The 18,509-nt window shown below is 67.9% G+C and carries 15 protein-coding genes; 12 read left to right on the forward strand and 3 right to left on the reverse strand.

Annotated elements, in window-relative coordinates; all coding sequences use genetic code 11:
- Positions 1 to 180 precede the first annotated feature (180 nt).
- From ACGFI6_RS31180 to ACGFI6_RS31215, 8 genes are all read left to right on the forward strand, one after another.
- Positions 181 to 2,232 (forward strand): hypothetical protein, encoded by a 2,052-nt coding sequence (locus ACGFI6_RS31180; protein WP_393124864.1) that lies wholly within the window; start codon positions 181 to 183, stop codon positions 2,230 to 2,232.
- Positions 2,217 to 3,662 (forward strand): amidohydrolase, encoded by a 1,446-nt coding sequence (locus ACGFI6_RS31185; protein ID WP_393124866.1) that lies wholly within the window; start codon positions 2,217 to 2,219, stop codon positions 3,660 to 3,662. Before ACGFI6_RS31180 ends, ACGFI6_RS31185 begins: the two co-directional genes overlap by 16 nt.
- Positions 3,663 to 4,144: 482 nt before the next feature.
- Positions 4,145 to 4,711: a hypothetical protein gene (locus tag ACGFI6_RS31190; protein WP_393124868.1), complete on the forward strand. Its 567-nt coding sequence runs from the start codon at positions 4,145 to 4,147 to the stop codon at positions 4,709 to 4,711.
- A 114-nt stretch (positions 4,712 to 4,825) separates the two neighbouring features.
- On the forward strand, positions 4,826 to 6,073 hold the full coding sequence (locus ACGFI6_RS31195) for an ROK family protein (RefSeq protein WP_393124870.1): 1,248 nt from the start codon (positions 4,826 to 4,828) through the stop codon (positions 6,071 to 6,073).
- Between the two features lie 15 nt (positions 6,074 to 6,088).
- The gene (locus tag ACGFI6_RS31200; protein WP_393124872.1) at positions 6,089 to 7,252 is read left to right on the forward strand and encodes a Gfo/Idh/MocA family protein; all 1,164 of its coding nucleotides are present in this window, start codon (positions 6,089 to 6,091) and stop codon (positions 7,250 to 7,252) included.
- Positions 7,249 to 8,409 (forward strand): xylose isomerase, encoded by a 1,161-nt coding sequence (gene xylA / locus ACGFI6_RS31205; RefSeq protein ID WP_393124874.1) that lies wholly within the window; start codon positions 7,249 to 7,251, stop codon positions 8,407 to 8,409. Before ACGFI6_RS31200 ends, xylA begins: the two co-directional genes overlap by 4 nt.
- A gap of 70 nt (positions 8,410 to 8,479) precedes the next feature.
- Positions 8,480 to 8,782 (forward strand): hypothetical protein, encoded by a 303-nt coding sequence (locus ACGFI6_RS31210; protein ID WP_393124876.1) that lies wholly within the window; start codon positions 8,480 to 8,482, stop codon positions 8,780 to 8,782.
- A complete protein-coding gene (locus ACGFI6_RS31215) occupies positions 8,779 to 9,501 on the forward strand; it encodes a YqjF family protein (protein ID WP_393124878.1) in 723 nt (240 codons plus the stop codon). Before ACGFI6_RS31210 ends, ACGFI6_RS31215 begins: the two co-directional genes overlap by 4 nt.
- On the opposite strand, the gene ACGFI6_RS31220 is transcribed toward ACGFI6_RS31215, so the two are convergent.
- Complete coding sequence (locus tag ACGFI6_RS31220; RefSeq protein ID WP_393124880.1) at positions 9,443 to 10,204, reverse strand: tol-pal system YbgF family protein; 762 nt, start codon at positions 10,202 to 10,204, stop codon at positions 9,443 to 9,445. The genes ACGFI6_RS31215 and ACGFI6_RS31220 overlap by 59 nt on opposite strands.
- A gap of 66 nt (positions 10,205 to 10,270) precedes the next feature.
- Here ACGFI6_RS31220 and ACGFI6_RS31225 point away from each other — a divergent pair, with 66 nt between their 5' ends.
- The gene (locus ACGFI6_RS31225) at positions 10,271 to 10,765 is read left to right on the forward strand and encodes a MarR family winged helix-turn-helix transcriptional regulator (protein WP_393124882.1); all 495 of its coding nucleotides are present in this window, start codon (positions 10,271 to 10,273) and stop codon (positions 10,763 to 10,765) included.
- A gap of 137 nt (positions 10,766 to 10,902) precedes the next feature.
- Here the strand turns inward: ACGFI6_RS31225 and ACGFI6_RS31230 are convergent, their stop codons facing one another.
- A complete protein-coding gene (locus ACGFI6_RS31230) occupies positions 10,903 to 11,517 on the reverse strand; it encodes a GNAT family N-acetyltransferase (RefSeq protein WP_393124884.1) in 615 nt (204 codons plus the stop codon).
- A gap of 2 nt (positions 11,518 to 11,519) precedes the next feature.
- A complete protein-coding gene (locus tag ACGFI6_RS31235; RefSeq protein WP_393124886.1) occupies positions 11,520 to 12,314 on the reverse strand; it encodes an SGNH/GDSL hydrolase family protein in 795 nt (264 codons plus the stop codon).
- A 28-nt stretch (positions 12,315 to 12,342) separates the two neighbouring features.
- Here ACGFI6_RS31235 and ACGFI6_RS31240 point away from each other — a divergent pair, with 28 nt between their 5' ends.
- The 3 genes from ACGFI6_RS31240 (at position 12,343) to ACGFI6_RS31250 (ending at position 18,507) form a co-directional block, all read left to right on the forward strand.
- Entirely contained in the window at positions 12,343 to 15,330 is a 2,988-nt protein-coding gene (locus tag ACGFI6_RS31240) for a sacsin N-terminal ATP-binding-like domain-containing protein (RefSeq protein WP_393124888.1), read from the forward strand.
- A 250-nt stretch (positions 15,331 to 15,580) separates the two neighbouring features.
- Positions 15,581 to 17,416 carry an ABC transporter substrate-binding protein gene (locus tag ACGFI6_RS31245; RefSeq protein WP_393124890.1) on the forward strand — a complete coding sequence of 612 codons (1,836 nt, stop codon included), beginning with the start codon at positions 15,581 to 15,583 and terminating at the stop codon, positions 17,414 to 17,416.
- Positions 17,413 to 18,507, forward strand: a complete 1,095-nt coding sequence (locus ACGFI6_RS31250) for an ABC transporter permease (RefSeq protein ID WP_393124892.1) — start codon at positions 17,413 to 17,415, stop codon at positions 18,505 to 18,507. Before ACGFI6_RS31245 ends, ACGFI6_RS31250 begins: the two co-directional genes overlap by 4 nt.
- The last annotated feature ends 2 nt before the right edge of the window (positions 18,508 to 18,509 follow it).

Genomic DNA, 18,509 nt, shown 5'->3' on the forward strand with positions numbered 1-18,509 from the left:
ATCGGCCGAATCGAGTTGCTCCACCCCCCGCCCCTCGCTCCGCCCGCGAATCGTGGATCAAGGCACTCCGTCGGCACCGAAACTCACGACTCGGCGAACAGTCCCGCCTTACACGTTTCCGACGATCCACTCACGCGAACTTTCCCCTTGTGGATAAGGGGAAAACAGCTCGATCCGGATTTGGCGAAGCAGATTCTGTGGCGTAGAATCGAACGCATGTTCGAGATCGATCTGGATGTGCTGGCGACGCGTGACCTGCTGGAGCAGGCCGCGGAGTGCCGCGCGATCGCGAACCGTTCCGACGCGCGGCTGCTGGAGTGCGCCCAGGTCTATGCCGACCGCTACCATCCGTCGAACGTGGAGCCGCGCCCTGCTCGTCGTTCGTATGACGGTCGTGAGCGTGCTGTTGTGTTGGGTGGTGACGGTTGCCCTGAGATTGCGGAGTTCGCGATCGCGGAGTTCGCGATGGTGGTCGGTGTCTCTCCTGGTGTGGGTCGTGACCTGCTCGCGGACGCTCTCGCTCTGCGGCATCGTTTCCCGCGCATCTGGGCCCGCATCCGGTCCGGTGAAGCGACGCCGTGGAAGGCCCGTCAGATCGTCCGTACCTGCATCCGTCTGCATCACGAGGCCGCGGCTTATGTCGATGCCCGGGTCGCGGACGTGGTTGACACGATCTCTCCGTACCGGCTGGCCGAGATCGTGGCCGCGGCGAAACGGGCCGCGGACCCTGGTCTGGCTGCGAAGGATGCCGCGGAGGCGGCCGACAAGCGGGGCGTGTTCATCAGCCGCGACGACGGCCATGGCAACAAGACCCTGTGCATCGTGGCCCCGTCGGCTTCGGTCGACCGTCTGAACGCGAAGTTCCGCGACATCGCCGAAGCCCTCAAGTCCCTCGGTGATCTGCGCTTGCTGCAGCACCGCCGAGCCGCCGCGGCCGAGATCTTGTCCGACCCCCGCTTCACCCTCGAGCTGCTGGCCCAGGCCCGCCACCACACCAGCCCCCTCACCACCCCCGCCCCAAGCACCGCTCCGCAGTCAACCACGACGCCCAACCCGAGCCCAGCCTCCGGCCAGCGCACAGAGTCCGATCAGCGCACAGAGTCCGAACAGCGCTCAGGGTTCGAGTCAGCAGGCGGTGCGAGCACCGATGCGCGAACGAAGTCCAAGCCTGCCCCGGAGCACGCGCCGATCCCCGAAGCTGGAGTGAGCACCGAGGCTGGAGCGAGCACCGACCCCGGCCGTGCCGCCAAGCCCCAGCCGGCCATCGCACCGGATGACCCGATGGAACCGGACGCCGAGCAGGACTTGCTCGAGTTGGCAGAGCCGATCGGGCCGCCGGAAGACCCGTGGCTGGAAGCAACCGGCCCCTACGATCCCGACCCACCCACCGACCCCTTCAAGCAGTACCCACCCACCAATCACCCACGCCCAGGCGCCTGTCCAGGCGTGCATCCGGACACGGAGACGGACCTGGAGACGGACACGGAGACGAGATCCGAGGACGAACCTGCCGACGGTCCGGCGATGGATCCTGCCGCACTTCGCGCGTTGGCCGCCCGCCTCGCGCAGATCAAGCACGACGCCTACACCAACCCCACCTACACCAACCCCACTCACGCCCACGCCCACGCCAATGCCGATGCGGGGGTCGGTTCTGGGCGAGAGCGTTCGAGGCGGGCGCGGCCGGGACAAACCGAGGTCGTCGTTCACCTCACCGATCGGACTCTCGCGACCGGCGTTGGTGTGGTGCGGGTTGAAGCTCTCGGGCCGCTCCTCGCCTCACAACTGGGCGAACTGATCGGTTATGGCCCGTACACAGTGAAGCCGGTCATCGATCTCAACGACGCCGTCAGCGTGAACGCCTACGAGATCCCCAAACGGATCCGCGAACGGGTCAAGTACATGTACCCGGTGGAACTGTTTCCGTACGGGACCCGAGAAACGAGCGACAGCATCGACCTGGACCACATCAAGCCCTACGACCCGCACGGGCCGGCCGGGCAGACCAGCACGGACAACCTGGCGCCGCTGGGACGGTTCGGGCATCGAGTGAAGACCCATGCCCGTGAATGGAGCGTGCGCCGTATCGACGACAAGACACTGGAATGGACCACGCCTCACGGCTTCACGTTCCACGTCGATTCCGACGGTACTCATCGGGTGGACCGCCGGCCGAGGAGACTGCGGTACATCGGCCGGCCTTCGCAGGAGGACACATGTCGCGACTCTTGATTCGCAATGTCTCTGTGCTCGTGGTGCCCGAGCAGGGGGAGTGCCGGGTCGACGAGGCGCAGGACATTCACATCCAGGATGACCGGATCGTCGCCATCACCTGGACATCCAGTCCCTCGGCATCCGCATCCGCGTCGCCGTCCGCGTTCCGGGCTCCGTCGTCGGCTCCGGTTCCGGGGACAGGGTTCGTGTACGAGGGGAGCGAGGTGGTTGATGGACGTGGGTTGTTGGCGGTGCCGGGGTTGGTGAATGCGCATACGCACAGTCCGATGGTGATGATGCGTGGTGCGGCCGAGGACTTGGCCATCGAGGACTGGTTCAATCAGCGGATCTGGCCGATGGAGGTGAACCTGACGCCGGAACGTGTGCGGGTCGGGGCTCGGCTGGCGTGTGCGGAGATGCTGCTCGGCGGGGTGACGACGTTCGTCGATCATTACTTCCACGCGGACCAGATCGCCGCCGCCGCGATCGAGTCAGGGATCCGTGCCGACCTCGCGCCGACATTCTTCTCCACGTCCACCTCGTCCACCTCATCGTCCACCTCGTCCACCTCATCGGCGACCTCGGCGTCCGCTGAGGCGTTCGAGGTGGCTCGGGGGCTGCGGGGTCTGCATCCGCGGGTCACGGCGAGTTTGGGGCCGCATGCGACGTACACGGTGTCGGAGGGCGATCTTCTGCGTACGGCGGAGGTGGCGCGGGCCGAGGGGTTTCGGATTCATCTGCATGCCGCGGAGACCGACGAGCAGACGCGGGCATCGCTCGAGAAGAGTGGGGTGACGCCGATCGGGGTGCTTGAGCGTACGGGGGTGCTCGACGCCGGGGTTCTGGTCGCGCACGGGTGTGGAATTCGGCCGGAGGACCTACCGATCCTTGAGCGGTACGCCGGGCGTACGGCGGTCGCGTCCTGCCCGAAGGTTTACCTGAAGCTCGCGATGGGGGAGGTGACACCGGTCAAGGGCCTGGTGTCGGCCGGCGTCAGTGTGGGCGTCGGTACCGACGGGGCTGCGGTGCACAACACGCTCGACGTCTGGGAGGCGATCCGGATGGTCGCCCTGACCCAGAAGCAGCGGGAGAACGACGCCGAGTGGATGACGCTCTCGGACACGCTCCGGCTCGCGACGCGTGGTAGCGCCGCGGCGGCGGGCCTGACAGGCCGGGTCGGTGTGCTCGAGCCGGGCTATCAGGCCGACATCGCGCTCGTCGACCTCAGTGCGCCGCACAACCAGCCGCTCCACGACCCACGGGCGGCTCTCGTGTACTCCGTTCGCGCTGCCGACGTCGTCACCGTACTGGTCGCGGGGCAGGTCGTCGTCCGGGATCGGCAGCTCACCACCATGGACCTTCAGGAAGTACTCGCCGACGCCCGCTCCCTGGCCCACACCCTCGTCGACCTCTCGTCAGGAGGTGCAATCCAGCACTACGAGCCCTAGGAAGCAGTCACGATCTGCGGTGGCGGTGGGCAACCAGCAAAAAGGGCGCGTGCACCTGACGGCGACGGTGCGGCGACCGTGCGTGCGGAAATGCAAAGATCGCGTTGAGTAACCCTCACGATGTGATTCGGTGGCCGGGTGGCAGGGGATTCTGGTCATGCCTGGGGGTTGTTCGTTGCTGTCCGCAAGGGCGGGGGAGCGGTGGGTGACGCCGACGTTTTTCCTCTGGTCCTGGGTACCGGACGCATGGCACGATCGGCCACCGAGGCACCACAGGGGACTGGGACGAGTGAGGCTGTATGAACGGGCGGACAGCGGAAGACAGCCGGATCCCGATGAACGGGACCGCGGTGACGAACGGAACCAGTAACGGTCACGGTCCGCAACCAAGCGCTCACCTCGACCCACCGCCGCGCCAAGATCCTCCGACGCGCCAAGATCCACCGCACTGGCAATCCGGCCAGCAGGTGGGCGAGGTCCACGTGGATCAGCCGCGCGAAGCGGTACCGCCTCCGGGCTGGCTCTCGGAGGTCCGCGATCGTCCGCGGGACCCCGGCACCACGTCGTTGCGGCAGTTCAACACCCCGGTCCGCGTCGACGAGATCGCGGTCGCCGCGATGACGCTGGCCGAGGACCTGCACGCCGCCACGCAGAACATGCCTGAGTCCGCCGAGTTGCGGCGGTTCCGGCGGGATCTGGACCAGGCTGCGACCACGTTCCGCGACCTGGCGAGCAAGCTGGAGGTCACGGCCGGCAAGCTCGTCCGCCTGGCTGCGAACGAGGGCCACGCGTGCGGCGTCGGCTGGGGCGTCTGCCCCGAGCACGGACTGACGCTGATGAACGTCGGCGACACCGTCACCTGTCACGTCCTGGGCTGCGGTCTGCAGAACGTCGGCGAGGTCGAGCGTTGCGAGCATCCGGTCGCGTACCGGGTCGTCGACGCGGCCGGCCCGTCGCTGCTGACCTGCTCCGGTCACGCGATCGCCTGCCGGTTGTACTTCGACAACCCCGTCATCACGGCGACCGCCGACAGCATGGAGCTGTTCTAAAACGCCCTGCCGCTGAACAAAACGCCGTCTAAACACCCCGCGCCACTCTTGACGTCCATGACCGCTCGAACTTAGTTTGTTGGATCAACAGACAAAGTCCGCGGAGGGATAGTCATGACGCTGATCGACGGCCGCCGCGCGGGCAGCAGGGCCGTTGCCGCCGATCACGTCTCGCTCCGCCGGAACAATCTCTCGGTGGTCCTGCGGCACGTTCGCGACCTCGGCCCGCGGTCCCGCGCCCGGATCGCCGAGGAGACCGGCCTGAACAAGGCGACGGTCAGCAGCCTGGTCGCCGAGCTGGTCGAACGCGGTCTGCTGCGTGAAGGCTCCGCCGACTCGAGCCGTGCCCTCGGCCGCCCCGGGCAGCTCGTCGAGCTCGACGGCAGCGGCGTCTGCGGTGTCGGCGCCGAGATCAACGTCGACTATCTCGCCGTCGTCGCGCTCGACCTGACGGGCACGGTCGCCCACGAGAAGCGCATACCCGTCGACGTCGCGCAGCTCGGGCCCGCAACGTCGCTCGACCAACTCGCCGAACTCATCAGCGAAGCTGTGGAGGCGGTGGAGACGCGCGGAGGTCAAGTCGCCGGCGTTACGCTCGCCGTTCCGGGGCTCGTCCAAGGGGAGACAGGTGAGCTGAAGCTCGCGCCGAACCTCGGATGGGGTGAGCTGTCGGTGGCCGAGGAGATGCGCGCGCGGCTCGGCGTACCGGCGTACCCGCTGCATGTGGACAACGAGGCGAATCTGGCGACGCTGGCTGCGTACGCAGAACTGCGTGACGAGGCGCTGCACGATCTGGTGCTGCTGACCGGTGCTGTCGGCGTCGGCGGCGGCGTGGTGACCGGCGGGCACCTGCTGCGCGGTGACGACGGGTACGCCGGCGAGGTTGGGCACATGCCCGTCGCGCCGACGGGTCAGCCCTGCGGCTGCGGCCGTACGGGCTGCTGGGAGACCGTCGTCGGGCTGACCGCATTGTTGCGTCAGGCAACTGATCGCGACGACCCGGTACGGGACCCGTCGCTGGACGTGGAGCAGCGGCTGGCCGCGATCGTCGAGCGGGCCGAGGCGGGCGACGACCGGACGCTGTCCGCGCTGCAAGACGTCGGCACCTGGCTGGGCGTCGGCGCCGCGATCCTGGTGAACATCCTGAACCCGGCCGTCCTCGTGCTCGGCGGCTACTTCGCCGTCCTCGGGCCGTGGCTGGAAGCGCCGCTGGAGCAGGCGATCCGGGAACGGGTGCTCGCGCCCGACGGCGGTGGCTGCCGGATCGTACGCTCCGGCCTCGGCTTCGCGGCGGCCGTCCGCGGCGGCGCCCAGATCTCCCTCGACCAGGTCTTCGCGAACCCCACCCTTGTGACCGTCTGAGAGTTAGGAGAGAACATGGCCAACCTGGGCATCGGCCTGATCGGCTACGCGTTCATGGGCGCGGCGCACTCGCAGGCCTGGCGGAGCGCCCCGCGCTTCTTCGACCTGCCGCTGCAACCCGAGCTGAACGTGCTCGGCGGCCGGAGCGCCGACGCCGTCCAGGCGGCCGCGACGAAACTCGGCTGGAAGGAGACCGAGACCGACTGGCGCAAGCTGATCGCTCGCGACGACGTCCAGCTGGTCGACGTGTGCACGCCGGGCGACACCCACGCCGAGATCGCGATCGCGGCGCTCGAAGCCGGCAAGCACGTGCTGTGTGAGAAGCCGCTGGCCAACACCGTCGAGGAGGCCGAGGCGATGACCGCGGCGGCCGCGGCGGCGAACGCCAAGGGGATCCGGTCGATGGTCGGGTTCACGTACCGCCGGGTGCCGGCCATCGCGCTCGCCCGGCAGCTCGTTGCCGAGGGCAAGCTCGGGACGATCCGGCACGTCCGGGCGCAGTACCTGCAGGACTGGATCGCGGACGAGAACGCGCCGCTGTCGTGGCGTCTCGACAAGACCAAGGCCGGTTCCGGTGCGCTCGGCGACATCGGCGCGCACATCATCGACATGACCCAGTTCATCACCGGCGACACGATCGGCGAGGTGAGCGCGCGGCTGGAGACGTTCGTCAAGGAGCGCCCGGTGGCCGCTTCCCATTCCGGGCTAGCTGGTACGGCGGGGACGCAAAGAGGACCGGTCACGGTCGACGACGCGGCAGTGTTCCTGGCGACGTTCCGCAGCGGCGCGCTCGGCGTGTTCGAGGCGACCCGCTTCGCCACCGGCCGGAAGAACGCGATCCGGATCGAGATCAACGGCAGCCTCGGCAGTCTGGCGTTCGACTTCGAGGACATGAACCTCCTGCACTACTACGACGCAGGAGAAGACTCGAGGACGGCGGGCTTCCGCCGCATCCTCGCCACCGAACCCGACCACCCGTACGTCGCCGCGTGGTGGCCGCCCGGCCACCTGCTCGGCTACGAGCACGGGTTCACCCATCAGGTCGTCGACCTGGTCACCGCGATCGCGAATGGCACCGATCCGGCGCCGTCGTTCGCCGACGGGCTGCAGGTGCAGCGCGTGCTGGCGGCGGTCGAGGCCAGTTCGGCATCTCGTCAATGGCAGGAGATTCCAGCATGAACAGCTTTACCCCGACCAAGGACGACAAGTTCTCCTTCGGCCTGTGGACCGTCGGCTGGGAGGGCGTCGACGTCTTCGGTACGGCGGTGCGCCCGGCGATGGACCCCGTGCACGCGATCGAGAAGCTCGCGGAACTGGGTGCGGCCGCGGTCACGTTCCACGACGACGACGTCGTCCCCGACGACAACACCCGCAGCCAGGTGCTCGAGCGGTTCACCAAGGCGCTCGCCGACACCGGCATGGGCGTCGAGATGATGACCACCAACCTGTTCGCGCACCCGGTCTTCAAGGACGGCGGCCTGACCGCCAACGACCGTCAGGTTCGCCGGTACGCGCTCGCGAAGGTGCTGCGCAACGTCGACCTGGCCGCCGAGCTCGGCGCGACGACGTACGTGCTCTGGGGCGGTCGTGAGGGCGCGGAATCCGGGGGCTCGAAGGACGTTCGGGCGGCGCTGGACCGCTACAAGGAGTCGATGGACATCCTCTGCGCGTACGTCCGCGAGCAGGGCTACAACCTGCGGTTCGCGATCGAGCCGAAGCCGAACGAACCGCGCGGCGACATCCTGCTGCCGTCGATCGGGCACGCGATCGCGTTCATCAACGACCTCGCCGACCCGGAGCTGGTCGGGATCAACCCCGAGGTCGGGCACGAGCAGATGGCCTCGCTGAACTACGCGCACGGCATCGCGCAGGCGCTGTGGCACGGGAAGCTGTACCACATCGACCTCAACGGGCAGCACGGTCCGCGGTTCGACCAGGACCTGCGCTTCGGCGCCGGGAACCTGCGCGAGGCGTTCTGGACGGTCGACGTACTGCAGGGTTCCGGGACGTACCCGGCCTACGACGGGCACATCCACTTCGACTACAAGCCGCCGCGCACCGAGGACGAGGAAGGTGTCTGGGAGACCGCGCGTGCCTGCATGCGGAACTACCTGATCCTCCGCCAGAAGGTGCAGGCGTTCCGCGCCGATCCGGAGGTCGCCGAGGCGCTGGCCGTGGCGCGCGTCGCGGAGCTGTCCGAGCCGACGCTCGCCGAGGGCGAGTCGCTGGGGGACCTGCGCAACGCGAAGTACGACCGGGAGGCCCTGGCCGACCGCGGCCTCGGCTTCGAGAAGCTCGACCAGCTCGCCATGGAGCACCTGCTCGGCGTGCGGTAAACGGGTCGGAGGTCCTCGGCAACGAGCTGGGGACCTCCAAATCCGGCGAGTGCCCGCTAGGCTCACTGCCATGAAGTACGTCGCGCGTATCGTCGAGGTTGTTGATCACGGCATCAAGCTCGAGCCCGAGGCCGGGACCACGGTCCCCGAAGGGCCGAACGAGGTAAACCTGCTGGGGATGTCCATCGCGCTCGCTCTGGGTGCGGCCGGCTACCGGCACCATGCGGAGCAGCGGGATCCTGAGCTGCAGACGCTGGACGCGCTGATCGCGGGCGACGCGGTGATGCCGTGGAAGCCCGGTACGCCCGGCTACCTGGTGTGTGAGCTCAACGACGGCCGGCCGACGTGTGAGGTCCGGCCGACCGCGGAGTGACCTGGCCGGAGGCGCCGGCGCTCCCGCGGCCGCGGATCCTGCGGCAGCGGTGGCTTGATCTGACGTTCGTGCATTGGGCCGTCGCGCCCGCGGACGTCGCGCGCTTCTTCCCGCCGGGGACCCGGCCGGACACCTTCGAGGGGCGGACGTACGTCGGCCTGGTCCCGTTCCGGATGGTCGGTACGGGGCTGCCGCGCGGGCCGGCTGTGCCGTACTTCGGCTCGTTCTTGGAGACGAACATCCGGCTGTACTCCGTCGACGAGACGGGCCGGCGTGGTGTCGTGTTCCTCAGCCTCGACGCGGACCGCCTGGCGGTGGTGGCAGCGGCACGGTCCGTCTTCGGGCTCCCGTACCGCTGGGCGCGGATGACGCACGAGCGCACCGGCAACCACCACGCGTACACCTCGACCGTACGGAGCTCAGGCGCTCACGCGACGATCGGCGTGGACGTCGGCGAACGGCTGCAGGCCGGCCCGCTCGAGGACTTCCTGACCGCGCGCTGGGGCCTGCACGTCCACCGCGCCGGCCGTACCTGGTACCTCCCGAACGAGCATCCGCCCTGGATCCTCCACACCGCGAACCTCACCGACCTGAACGCGGACGAGCTGCTCCGTTCGGTAGGCCTCGTACCGAACGGCAGGCCGCCGGATCAGGTGGCGTTCAGCGCGGGCGTTCCTGCGGCGTTCGGGGTGCCATCAGGTCTTCCGTCTCCTGGATGATGAACTGCACGTCGAGCTGACGCGCCCAGCGGTTGACCTCGGTCGCGAGCGCGCGTGATCCCGCGACGTCACCCTCGTCGCGCAGCAGGGTCGCGAGCGAGGCCTGCTGGGCGAGAGCCGGGCGGAGGTGACCGACCTTCTGCAGCAGCTCGGTCGATCGCTCCCACAGGCTGCGGGCCAACGCCAGATCGCCGCTGAGGTGGGCGTGGTACCCGAGGTGCCGCAGCGCCTGCCCGATCAGCGGCTCGTCATCGCTCTTCTCGCCCAGCTCCAGCGCCGCGGTGTAGTGCTCGATCGCCTCCGCGGGTTGCTCGTCGAGGTTGTCCGCGATCGCGCCGGCCCAGAAGTGCGCCGTACCACGCCGGCCATCGTCGGGCGCGTCCTCGATCAGTGCGAGCGCGCGAGACCGCACAGCGCGGTCACCTGACTGGAACAGCGCGGCTGCGTACGCCTGCCGGACCTTCAGCAGCTCCAGATCCCAAGAGTCGTCGCTGATGGCGTCGAGGGCGGCGCGGGCGTGATCGGTCCGGCGGCCGAAGTCGTGGTCGACGGCGACGTCAGCGAGGGCGAGCGCGAGCACCGAACGCTCAGCGGGATCGTCGGTGTGGGCGGCGGTGAGGAGATCGGTGGCGGCGGTCCACTGGCCGGCGCGCATCAGTCCGGCGGCGGCGTTCGCGAGAGCAACAGCGGCAAGTTCGGTCATGCGATCACAGTATTTCGACGTCGAAATATTTGACAACTAAGCTTCAGCCGCTGAAAAGTTGGGCGGGTGAAGGATTTCGTGGACACCCATGTCGAGCTTTGGGCGAGTCAGCTGCCGGACCTCGATCGAGACGTCGAGGGAATCACGGTTCGCCTCCAGGTCGTCACGCGGTACCTGGAGCGCCGGCGGGAGGCTGTGCTGGCGGCGTACGGGCTGCAGCTGTGGGAATTCAAGACGCTGCACATGCTGCGTCGCGGAGGTTCGCCGTACCGTGCGACACCCGGTGAGCTGGCGAAACAGCTGGGGATGTCGCCCGCGGCGCTCACCAACCGCCTGGACGCACTGGAGCGGCGCGGCTACATCGAGCGCTCACACGACCGCGACGACCGGCGCAAGGTGGTCGCCACGCTCACCCGCGCCGGGAACGACCTCTGGTCACGAGGCATCGGCGAGATCCTCAAGCTCGAGGAGCACCTGATCCACCAGCTGCCACCCGCCGACCGGACCCGCCTCGACGAACTGCTCCGTCAACTCGTCCTCGTGACCGAGAAGGATTCCTGACCGGCCATGTCAAGAACGTCCGTCCTGTTCCGACGTACCTGCAAAAGCGCCGAGAGAGGACAGACCGATGGAACCGCTGAACCTGATGGTGTCCCTGAGCCACTTCGCCAACGAGAAGCCCGAGAACAAGCACGGCCTCAGCGAGCAGGCGGACCGTCCTCGCCGGGTTCGGAAGTTCCCGAGGGGACTGCGCGGTACATGGCGTAGTGCATGGGGCCGCTATGCGGAAGCTCCAGCTCAGCGATGACGGTGAAGCCGAGAGACTCGTAGAAGCCGACGTTGGAGGGATCCTGCGTCTCGACGAACGTGGGGGAGTGCGCGGCGTCCGCGACCGCCAGCCCGGGCTCGATGACCTCATGTCCAAGGCCTTTGCCCTGCCGGTCGGGGTGGACGGCGGCGAGGGCGAGCAGCCAGGCCGGCGTACGGGGATGGAACAGCGCGATCGCCTGGCCGTACTCCTGGGTCAGCGCAGCCTGTGAACCGGCCAGTCTCTGGAAGTCGGCAGTGTGCGGAGCGAATGCCTCGGCAGGCAGATCGGGCGGCAGCCAGATCGCGACGGCACTCGCGTCGTCGGTGACCCAGACCCGGCCGTGTGGGATCCCTATGCGTGCGACGAACAGCCGGTGGTACTCCGTGACGCGCTCGACGTACCCATCGGGATCGAAGCAGGCACGGGTCATCGGGTAGTCGAGCAAGGCCTGCGTCAGCGTGTCGACCGCGCCGTCGACGTCAGCGTCCGTTGCCTCGCGCACCTTCATTGCTTCAGGGCGTCCAGAACGAGATCGGCGACGGCGCGCATGCCGGCCGAGTTCGGGTGGTACGGCACGAAGCCGCCGAGGTTGAGTGGCAGCATCGTGAAGCCGGTGGTCCACGGCTCGGGCGACCCGATCGCATGATCGCGACTGGCCGCGGAGGCCGCGATCAGGTCGGCGCCGGTCGCGGCGGCAGCCTTCGCGAACGCTCCGGCGAGGCCGTCGGCCATCATCGCTATGCTCGGCAGTTGTTCCTCGTTCAGCGGTACGTCGCGACGCGGCCGGGTGGCCGGGCCGACGAGACTCAGATAGTCGACCAGCAGGATCCGCGCCTCGGGGGAGCGTTCGCGGGCGCGCTCGACGACGGCGGTCAGCGAGTCCGCGACGGATTGGTACGACGCCTCGTCCTTGAGGTAGCTGACCCGCGCCCGGATCCGGTTCGCGACCCGGCGGCCGAGGATCGTCGCGGGCTTCGCGATCGTGTTCAGGAAGCTCCCGCGCAGGAACGTGCCGACGTACTCGAGATCGTTGCCGCCGATCGTGATCGTGACGAGCGCGGTGTCCGCGGTGAGGGCGTCGAGCTGCGGTGGCGCCTCGTCCTGCGGAGTGTCGAGAAGGTGCGCGGTGGTGGCGCCGGAGTACGTGACGTCGACCAGGTCGAGACCGAGCTCGCTCGCCACGAGATGCGCGTAGTTGTTCCCCGAGCGCCCGGCCGGCGGGTCCACGATCGGGCTGATCCCCGGCCCGGCAGCGAACGAGCTGCCGAGCGCCACGTACCGACTGCCGGAAGCGATCACCGGACCACGATAACGGCATACTGCCCCCGTGACTGACGACGTGTTCGGTACGACGGGAATTCGCGAACGGGTACTGGCCGGATGGACGGCCGCACCCGTCCGGTTCCGCGAGGACGCGAACGCCGAGGAGGAGCTGGCGCTCGGCGGGTACGTCGACCGGCTCGTGATCGAGCTCGCGCAGAACGCCGCTGACGCGGCGGCACGGTCCGGTCAACCCGGCCGGGTGCTGTACGAGTTTCGCGACAACACCCTGGTGGTGGCGAACACCGGCGCAGCGCTTGACGCCGAGGGCGTGCAGTCGCTGGCGACGCTGCGAGCCTCTGCGAAACGCGACGCCGAGCGCGTAGGGCGGTTCGGTGTCGGGTTCTCCGCGGTGCTTGCGGTGACGGACGAACCCGTCGTCCTGTCACGGACCGGAGGGGTGCGGTTCTCGAAGGCGGACACAGCCGCCGCGATCGCGGGGCAGCCTGCGTTGGAGACCGAGCTGCGCCGCCGGGACGGGCATGTCCCCGTCCTGCGGCTCCCGTTCGACGCCGACGGTGAGCCGCCATTGGGATACGACACCGCCGTCATCCTCCCGCTCCGCGACGAGGCCGCCGCCGAGCTGGTCCGCCGGCTGCTGGCCGAGGCCGACGATGCGCTCCTGCTCGCGCTTCCGGGTCTGGAACGCATCGAGATCGAGACCGACGACACCCACCGCGTCCTCGAGAACGTGGAGTCCCGCTGGCACATCCACCGCACTAGTGGTGTCTTGACGCCCAGCGAACGTGAGCACCTGCTCGCTGACCGCCCGACCGAAGAACGCGCCCGTCCGGCGTGGTCGGTGGTGTGGGCGCTCCCGCGGTGGACGTCCACGCAGGCAGAAGTGCCGAATCAGCCGCTTTCAGCCGCGAATTCTGGGGTTGTGCATGCGCCCACGACCACCGACGAGCCGCTCTCGCTGCCGTCGTTGCTACTGGCAACGTTTCCGCTCGACTCGACGCGCCGGCACGTGGCGAAGGGTCCGTTGACGGAGTGGCTGGTGGAGCGGGCCGCCGCAGCGTACGGCGAGCTGCTGCGCGAGCGTGCTGAAGACGGGGACGATGTACTGCGCCTCGTACCGACCGGGCTGGCGGCCGGCGCGGTGGATCGGATGCTTCGGGACGAGATCTTGCGCTCTCTGCCTGGGATCGCGATGCTTCGGGCCGTCCAAGGTGGGACTTTGTTGCGGCCGCGGGACGCAGTGGTGGTGGAGGGGGCGGACGAGGCATTTGGCGAGGTGCTCGCACCACTCGTACCGGGTCTGCTCCACACCCGTCGCGAGGACCGGCAGGCGTTGGATGCCTTGCAGGTAAGGCGACTCGAGCTCGCGGACGTCGTCGATCAGCTCGGGGGAGAGGAGCCGCCTACCTGGTGGCGAGCACTCTACGGCTCGCTCGCGGCGATGGTCACGGATCCGCTGATTCGGGAGTCCCTGGGCACCCTGCCGGTCCCGCTCGCCGACGGTCGGCTCGTCCGCGGTGCCCGAGGTCTGCTCCTGCCCGGCCCGGAGATCCCGGTCGATCCGCTGGCCGCCTTCGGTGCGTACGGCGTCCGCGTCGTGCACCCGGACGCCGTCGACCCAGCCCTGGAGCGACTCGGCGCCATCCCGGCCACACCACGATCTCTCCTCGAGGACAGCGCAGTCCGGACCGCGGTCGAGCACTCAGGCGATTCCGAAGACCCGGACGCGATCGCGCACGCGGTCCTCAGTCTGGTCGCCGCCGATCCCTCCCAAGCCGACGGTCTCTGGTGGCTTTCGGATCTCGTACTGCGGGACGCCGACGGCGACCTGGTCCCCGCGAATGCCTTGGTGATCAGGGGTTCTGCCGCCGAGTCGATCCTCGACGCGGATGAGGTCGCGCCGATCGCGAACGACCTGCAGGACCGCTACGGACTGCCCGCGCTCGAAGCCGTCGGCGTCCTCGCGACTCTCGGTGTCAGCACCGCCGCCGAGGTTGCCCTGGACCAGCTCCCCGAGATTCTTCAGGACCTCGACGGCATCGAGGACTGGGTGTACGACGTGGCGCCCGATGGATCTCCGTACGGCGCGACCGTGGGGGAGCTGCTCGCGATCCGCGACCTCGACTGGATCACCGACGGCAAGTGGCCGGAAGCCCTGCAGTTACTGGGATCCGAGCCCGAGCTGCGACGTGCACTGGTCACGCAGGTCCGTGTCGTCGGGCCCGACGATCGGTCGCTCGGCGTCCCGTCGTACGCCGCCTGGTGGATCCGCGAACACGTGCTGCTCGACGACGGTGAGCCGCTCGCCGGCCGCGCCGATCCGGAGGCCGAGCCGGTGCTCGCAAGCTTCCTCGACGCGGCGCCCGCCTGGACCGCAGCTCTCGATCCCGAGGTCCGGACGGCGATCGGCCTGGTCCGCGACGTCGGCGACCTGGATGCCGACGGCATCGGTCTGGTACTCGACCGGCTGACGGATCCTGATCACGAGGTCGACGCGGCCGCGCTGCTCCGGCTCTGGAACCGTCTCGGCACCCTCGCGCTGTTCCCCGGCGACGCCCCGGAGCAGGTCCGCGTGCTCGGCACCGACGGCCTGACGCACGTGACGGACGCGGAGCACGCGGTGGTGATCGACGGGCCGATGTGGGTGCAGCGGGAGGACCTCGGCGGGTTCGTGATCGGGTCCGGTGCGGCAGCGGACGGGCTGAGTGACCTGTTCGATGTACCGCTCGCGCAGGAGGTTGCCGAGGGCAAGATCGACGGCAACGGTACGGAGGCCGACGTACCGCAGATCGTCCGTCAGCTGGTGCCCGAGGTGCCTGCCACCTGGTGGGAGCACGAGGAGCTCACCATAGACGGTGTCGAGGTTTCGTGGTGGGTGGACGGCGACGACGCGCCGCATGCGGCGACGTTCGACGGGCTCGCGAAGGCGCTCGCCTGGGCGGCCGGACGCTGGGACCGGCGGCATGTGATCCGCGCGGTTCTCAACGAACCGGACCGTTCCGCGGAACTTCTGGTCGATGCCGTCTACGACTGACCGGAAACGGCCGCAGAGCTGTCAGGTGTACGGCGTGTAACCGGAGTTGGAAGCGTTTCCGCCTCCGGGCGTCACCGAGAGCGAGCAACGTTGTCACAGCTTGGTATATCGACTGATCTGCGGATATGACGTCGCGGTTTCAACGTGGCAACGAACTCTTGTCAACGTTGTCAACCGTACTTATAGTCCGTGGCACCTCTCGGTCCGTGACCGGCCTGTCCACGCAACGCAAACGGAGGTGACATTCATCATGAATGACGCGCCGCGCCCGCAGTACGAAGATGTCGAAGATGTCGTCCGGTACCAGTTGAGCCGACGCAGCATGATCGGAGGAGGCGCCGCGGCGATGACCGCGTTCCTGGCGGCCTGCTCCGGTGGTGGCTCGTCGTACTCCGACAAGCCGGCCAACGCGAAACCCGTCGCGACCAAGTCCATCCAGATCGGCAAGGCGAACATCCCTGTTCCCCGCGAGCAGACGGTGATCGTCGGCCAGGTCGAGTACACGGTCTTCGACAGCTTCAACGGAATGATCCCGAACGGTTCCCCGTCGGGCGCCGGTGTCGAGTTGTCCACCGAGCCGCTGTTCTTCCTGAGCTTCGCCACCGGCAAACTGACGCCGTGGCTGGCCACGGAGTACAAGTACAACGACGCCTTCACCGAGCTGACGCTGAAGTTCGATCCGAAGGCGCACTGGAACGACGGCCAGCCGCTCGGCGCGAACGACTTCAAGTTCACCGTGATGCTGCTGAAGGACCGACCGGACCTCTTCGGCGGCGGCGGTGACCTGAAGGAATTCGTCAAGTCCGTCGACGTTCCCGACCCGCAGACCGCGGTGGTCACGTTCCTGAAGCCGGCGCCGCGCTTCCACTACCTCTTCATCGCCGCGATCTCCGGTGCTCCGAACAACCTGCTGGCCGAGCACATCTGGAAGTCGCAGGACCCGACGAAGTACAAGAACAACCCACCGGTGGGCAGCGGTCCGTACAAGCTGAAGCAGGCGATCCGGAACCAGAAGATGTTCGTCTGGGAGAAGGACCCGAACTACTGGAACAAGGACAAGCTCGACGTCAAGCCGCAGTACGCCGTCTACCAAAGCACGTCGAAGCAGCTCGACCAGGCCTCGCTGGCCTTCGAGCGGGCGGAGTTCGACGTCGGTTCGGTCGACGAGCCGCACGCCAAGCTGCTGCGCAACAACGGCTACCCGAACCTCGTGACGACGCAGTTCCACGACCCGAACCCACGGGTTTTCTGGCTGAACTGCGACCCGGCGCGCGGCGTGATGGCCGAGCCGAAGATGCGCTGGGCGATCAACTACTGCATCGACCGCGAGAAGATCGGCAACTCCATCTGGCCGGTCAAGGTTCCGCCGGCGCAGTACCCGTGGGCGGACTACCCGACCAACGACAAGTGGAAGAACGACGAGCTGGCGAACAAGTACAAGTTCGAGTTCAGCGCCGACAAGGCCACCAAGCTGCTGGACGAGATCGCCCCCAAGAACTCGAGCGGCAAGCGGGCGTACAAGGGCAAGGAGATCAACCTCGAGATCATCACGGTCTCGCCGGTCGACGGTCCCGAGTACGCGATCGCCAACCTGCTGAAGACGCAGCTCGGGAAGGTCGGCGTTCCGGCCACCCTGCGCAGCCTGGCCGGCAGCGTCCACGACGACAAGTTCCAGCGCGGACAGTACGACATCGACTCGAACTGGGCCGGCTTCGCGATCGACCCGGTGCAGCTGTACACGGACTGGACCAGCGACAAGTACCAGCCGGTCGGCAAGAACGCCGCCCAGAAGAACAAGATGCGGTTCCGCAACCCCGAGTTCGACAAGCTCGTCGAGCAGCTGGGTGAGATGAACCCGGACTCGCCGGACGCGAAGCCGCTGCTCGACAAGGCGCTGGAGATCTACTTCCAGCAGTTGCCGCTGCTCGCGTCGATCCAGACCGGCTACCCGTCGTACTTCAACACGGCGTTCTGGAAGGACTGGCCGACCGACGACAACCTGTACGAGGTGCCGCTGAACTGGTGGCCGCACTTCAGCCTCGTGCTCGGCAAGATCTCGGCCACCGGCCAGAAGGGACCGGCGTGACGGCGGAAGCCCCGCCGGTCGTAGCTGTCGACAAGAGCCAGGACTCCGCACCCCCGTCCGGGGTGCGGGCCTGGCTGTCGCGGCATCCGCTGGCGGCGTATGCGATCCGGAGGTTCGGGCTGTATCTGGTGGAGCTGTGGGGAGCGCTGACGATCGCGTTCTTCTTCTTCCGCCTGATGCCTGGTGATCCGATCCAGACCCTGATCCAGACCCTGCAGCAGAACTACGTGTACAACGCGCAGGCCAGCGCCGAGCTGATCGCCCGCTACCGGCACGAGTTCGGCCTCGACGGCAACCTGTTCACGCAGTACCTGCAGTACATGAACAAGCTCGTCCTGCACGGCGACCTCGGCCCGAGCCTGATCAACTACCCGACCCCGGCGCAGACCGTGATCCTGCGGTCGCTGCCGTGGACGATCGGCCTGCTCGGCATCTCCGCGGTGCTGTCCTGGATCCTCGGCATGATCCTCGGCGCGATCGCCGGCTGGCGGCGCGGGAAGATCGGGTCGGCGATCGCCACGAACCTGTCGATCGCGCTCTCGCACGTGCCGTACTTCTTCGTCGCGCTGATCCTGGTGTACGTCTTCGCGTACTCGATGGGACTGTTGCCTGCGCGATCGGCGTACGACTCCAACATCAGTCCCGGGATCAGTCTGGCCTTCATCGGCAGCGTGCTGAAGTACGGGCTCCTACCTGGCCTGTCGATCGTGATCATCGGGACGTTCAGCTGGATCCTGTCCACCCGGATGCTGATGATCCCGATTCTCGGCGAGGACTACCTGGTGTACGCCGAGGCGAAGGGACTGAAGGGCTCCCGGATCCTGACCCGGTACGCGCTGCGGAACTGCTACCTGCCGCAGATCACCGCGTTCGGCATCTCGCTCGGCTTCATCTTCAACGGGAACGTCCTGGTCGAGCAGCTGTTCAACTACCCGGGCCTCGGGACCACCCTGGTGACCGCGATCCAGCAACTCGACTTCAACACGATCCTCGGGGTCACCGACATCGCGATCTTCTCGGTACTGACCGCCGTCCTCCTCCTCGACCTCCTGCTCCCGCTGCTGGACCCGCGGGTCAAGTACTGGAAGTGATG

Origin of the sequence: Kribbella sp. NPDC048928 (assembly GCF_043197975.1) — a bacterium.
GTDB lineage: Bacteria > Actinomycetota > Actinomycetes > Propionibacteriales > Kribbellaceae > Kribbella.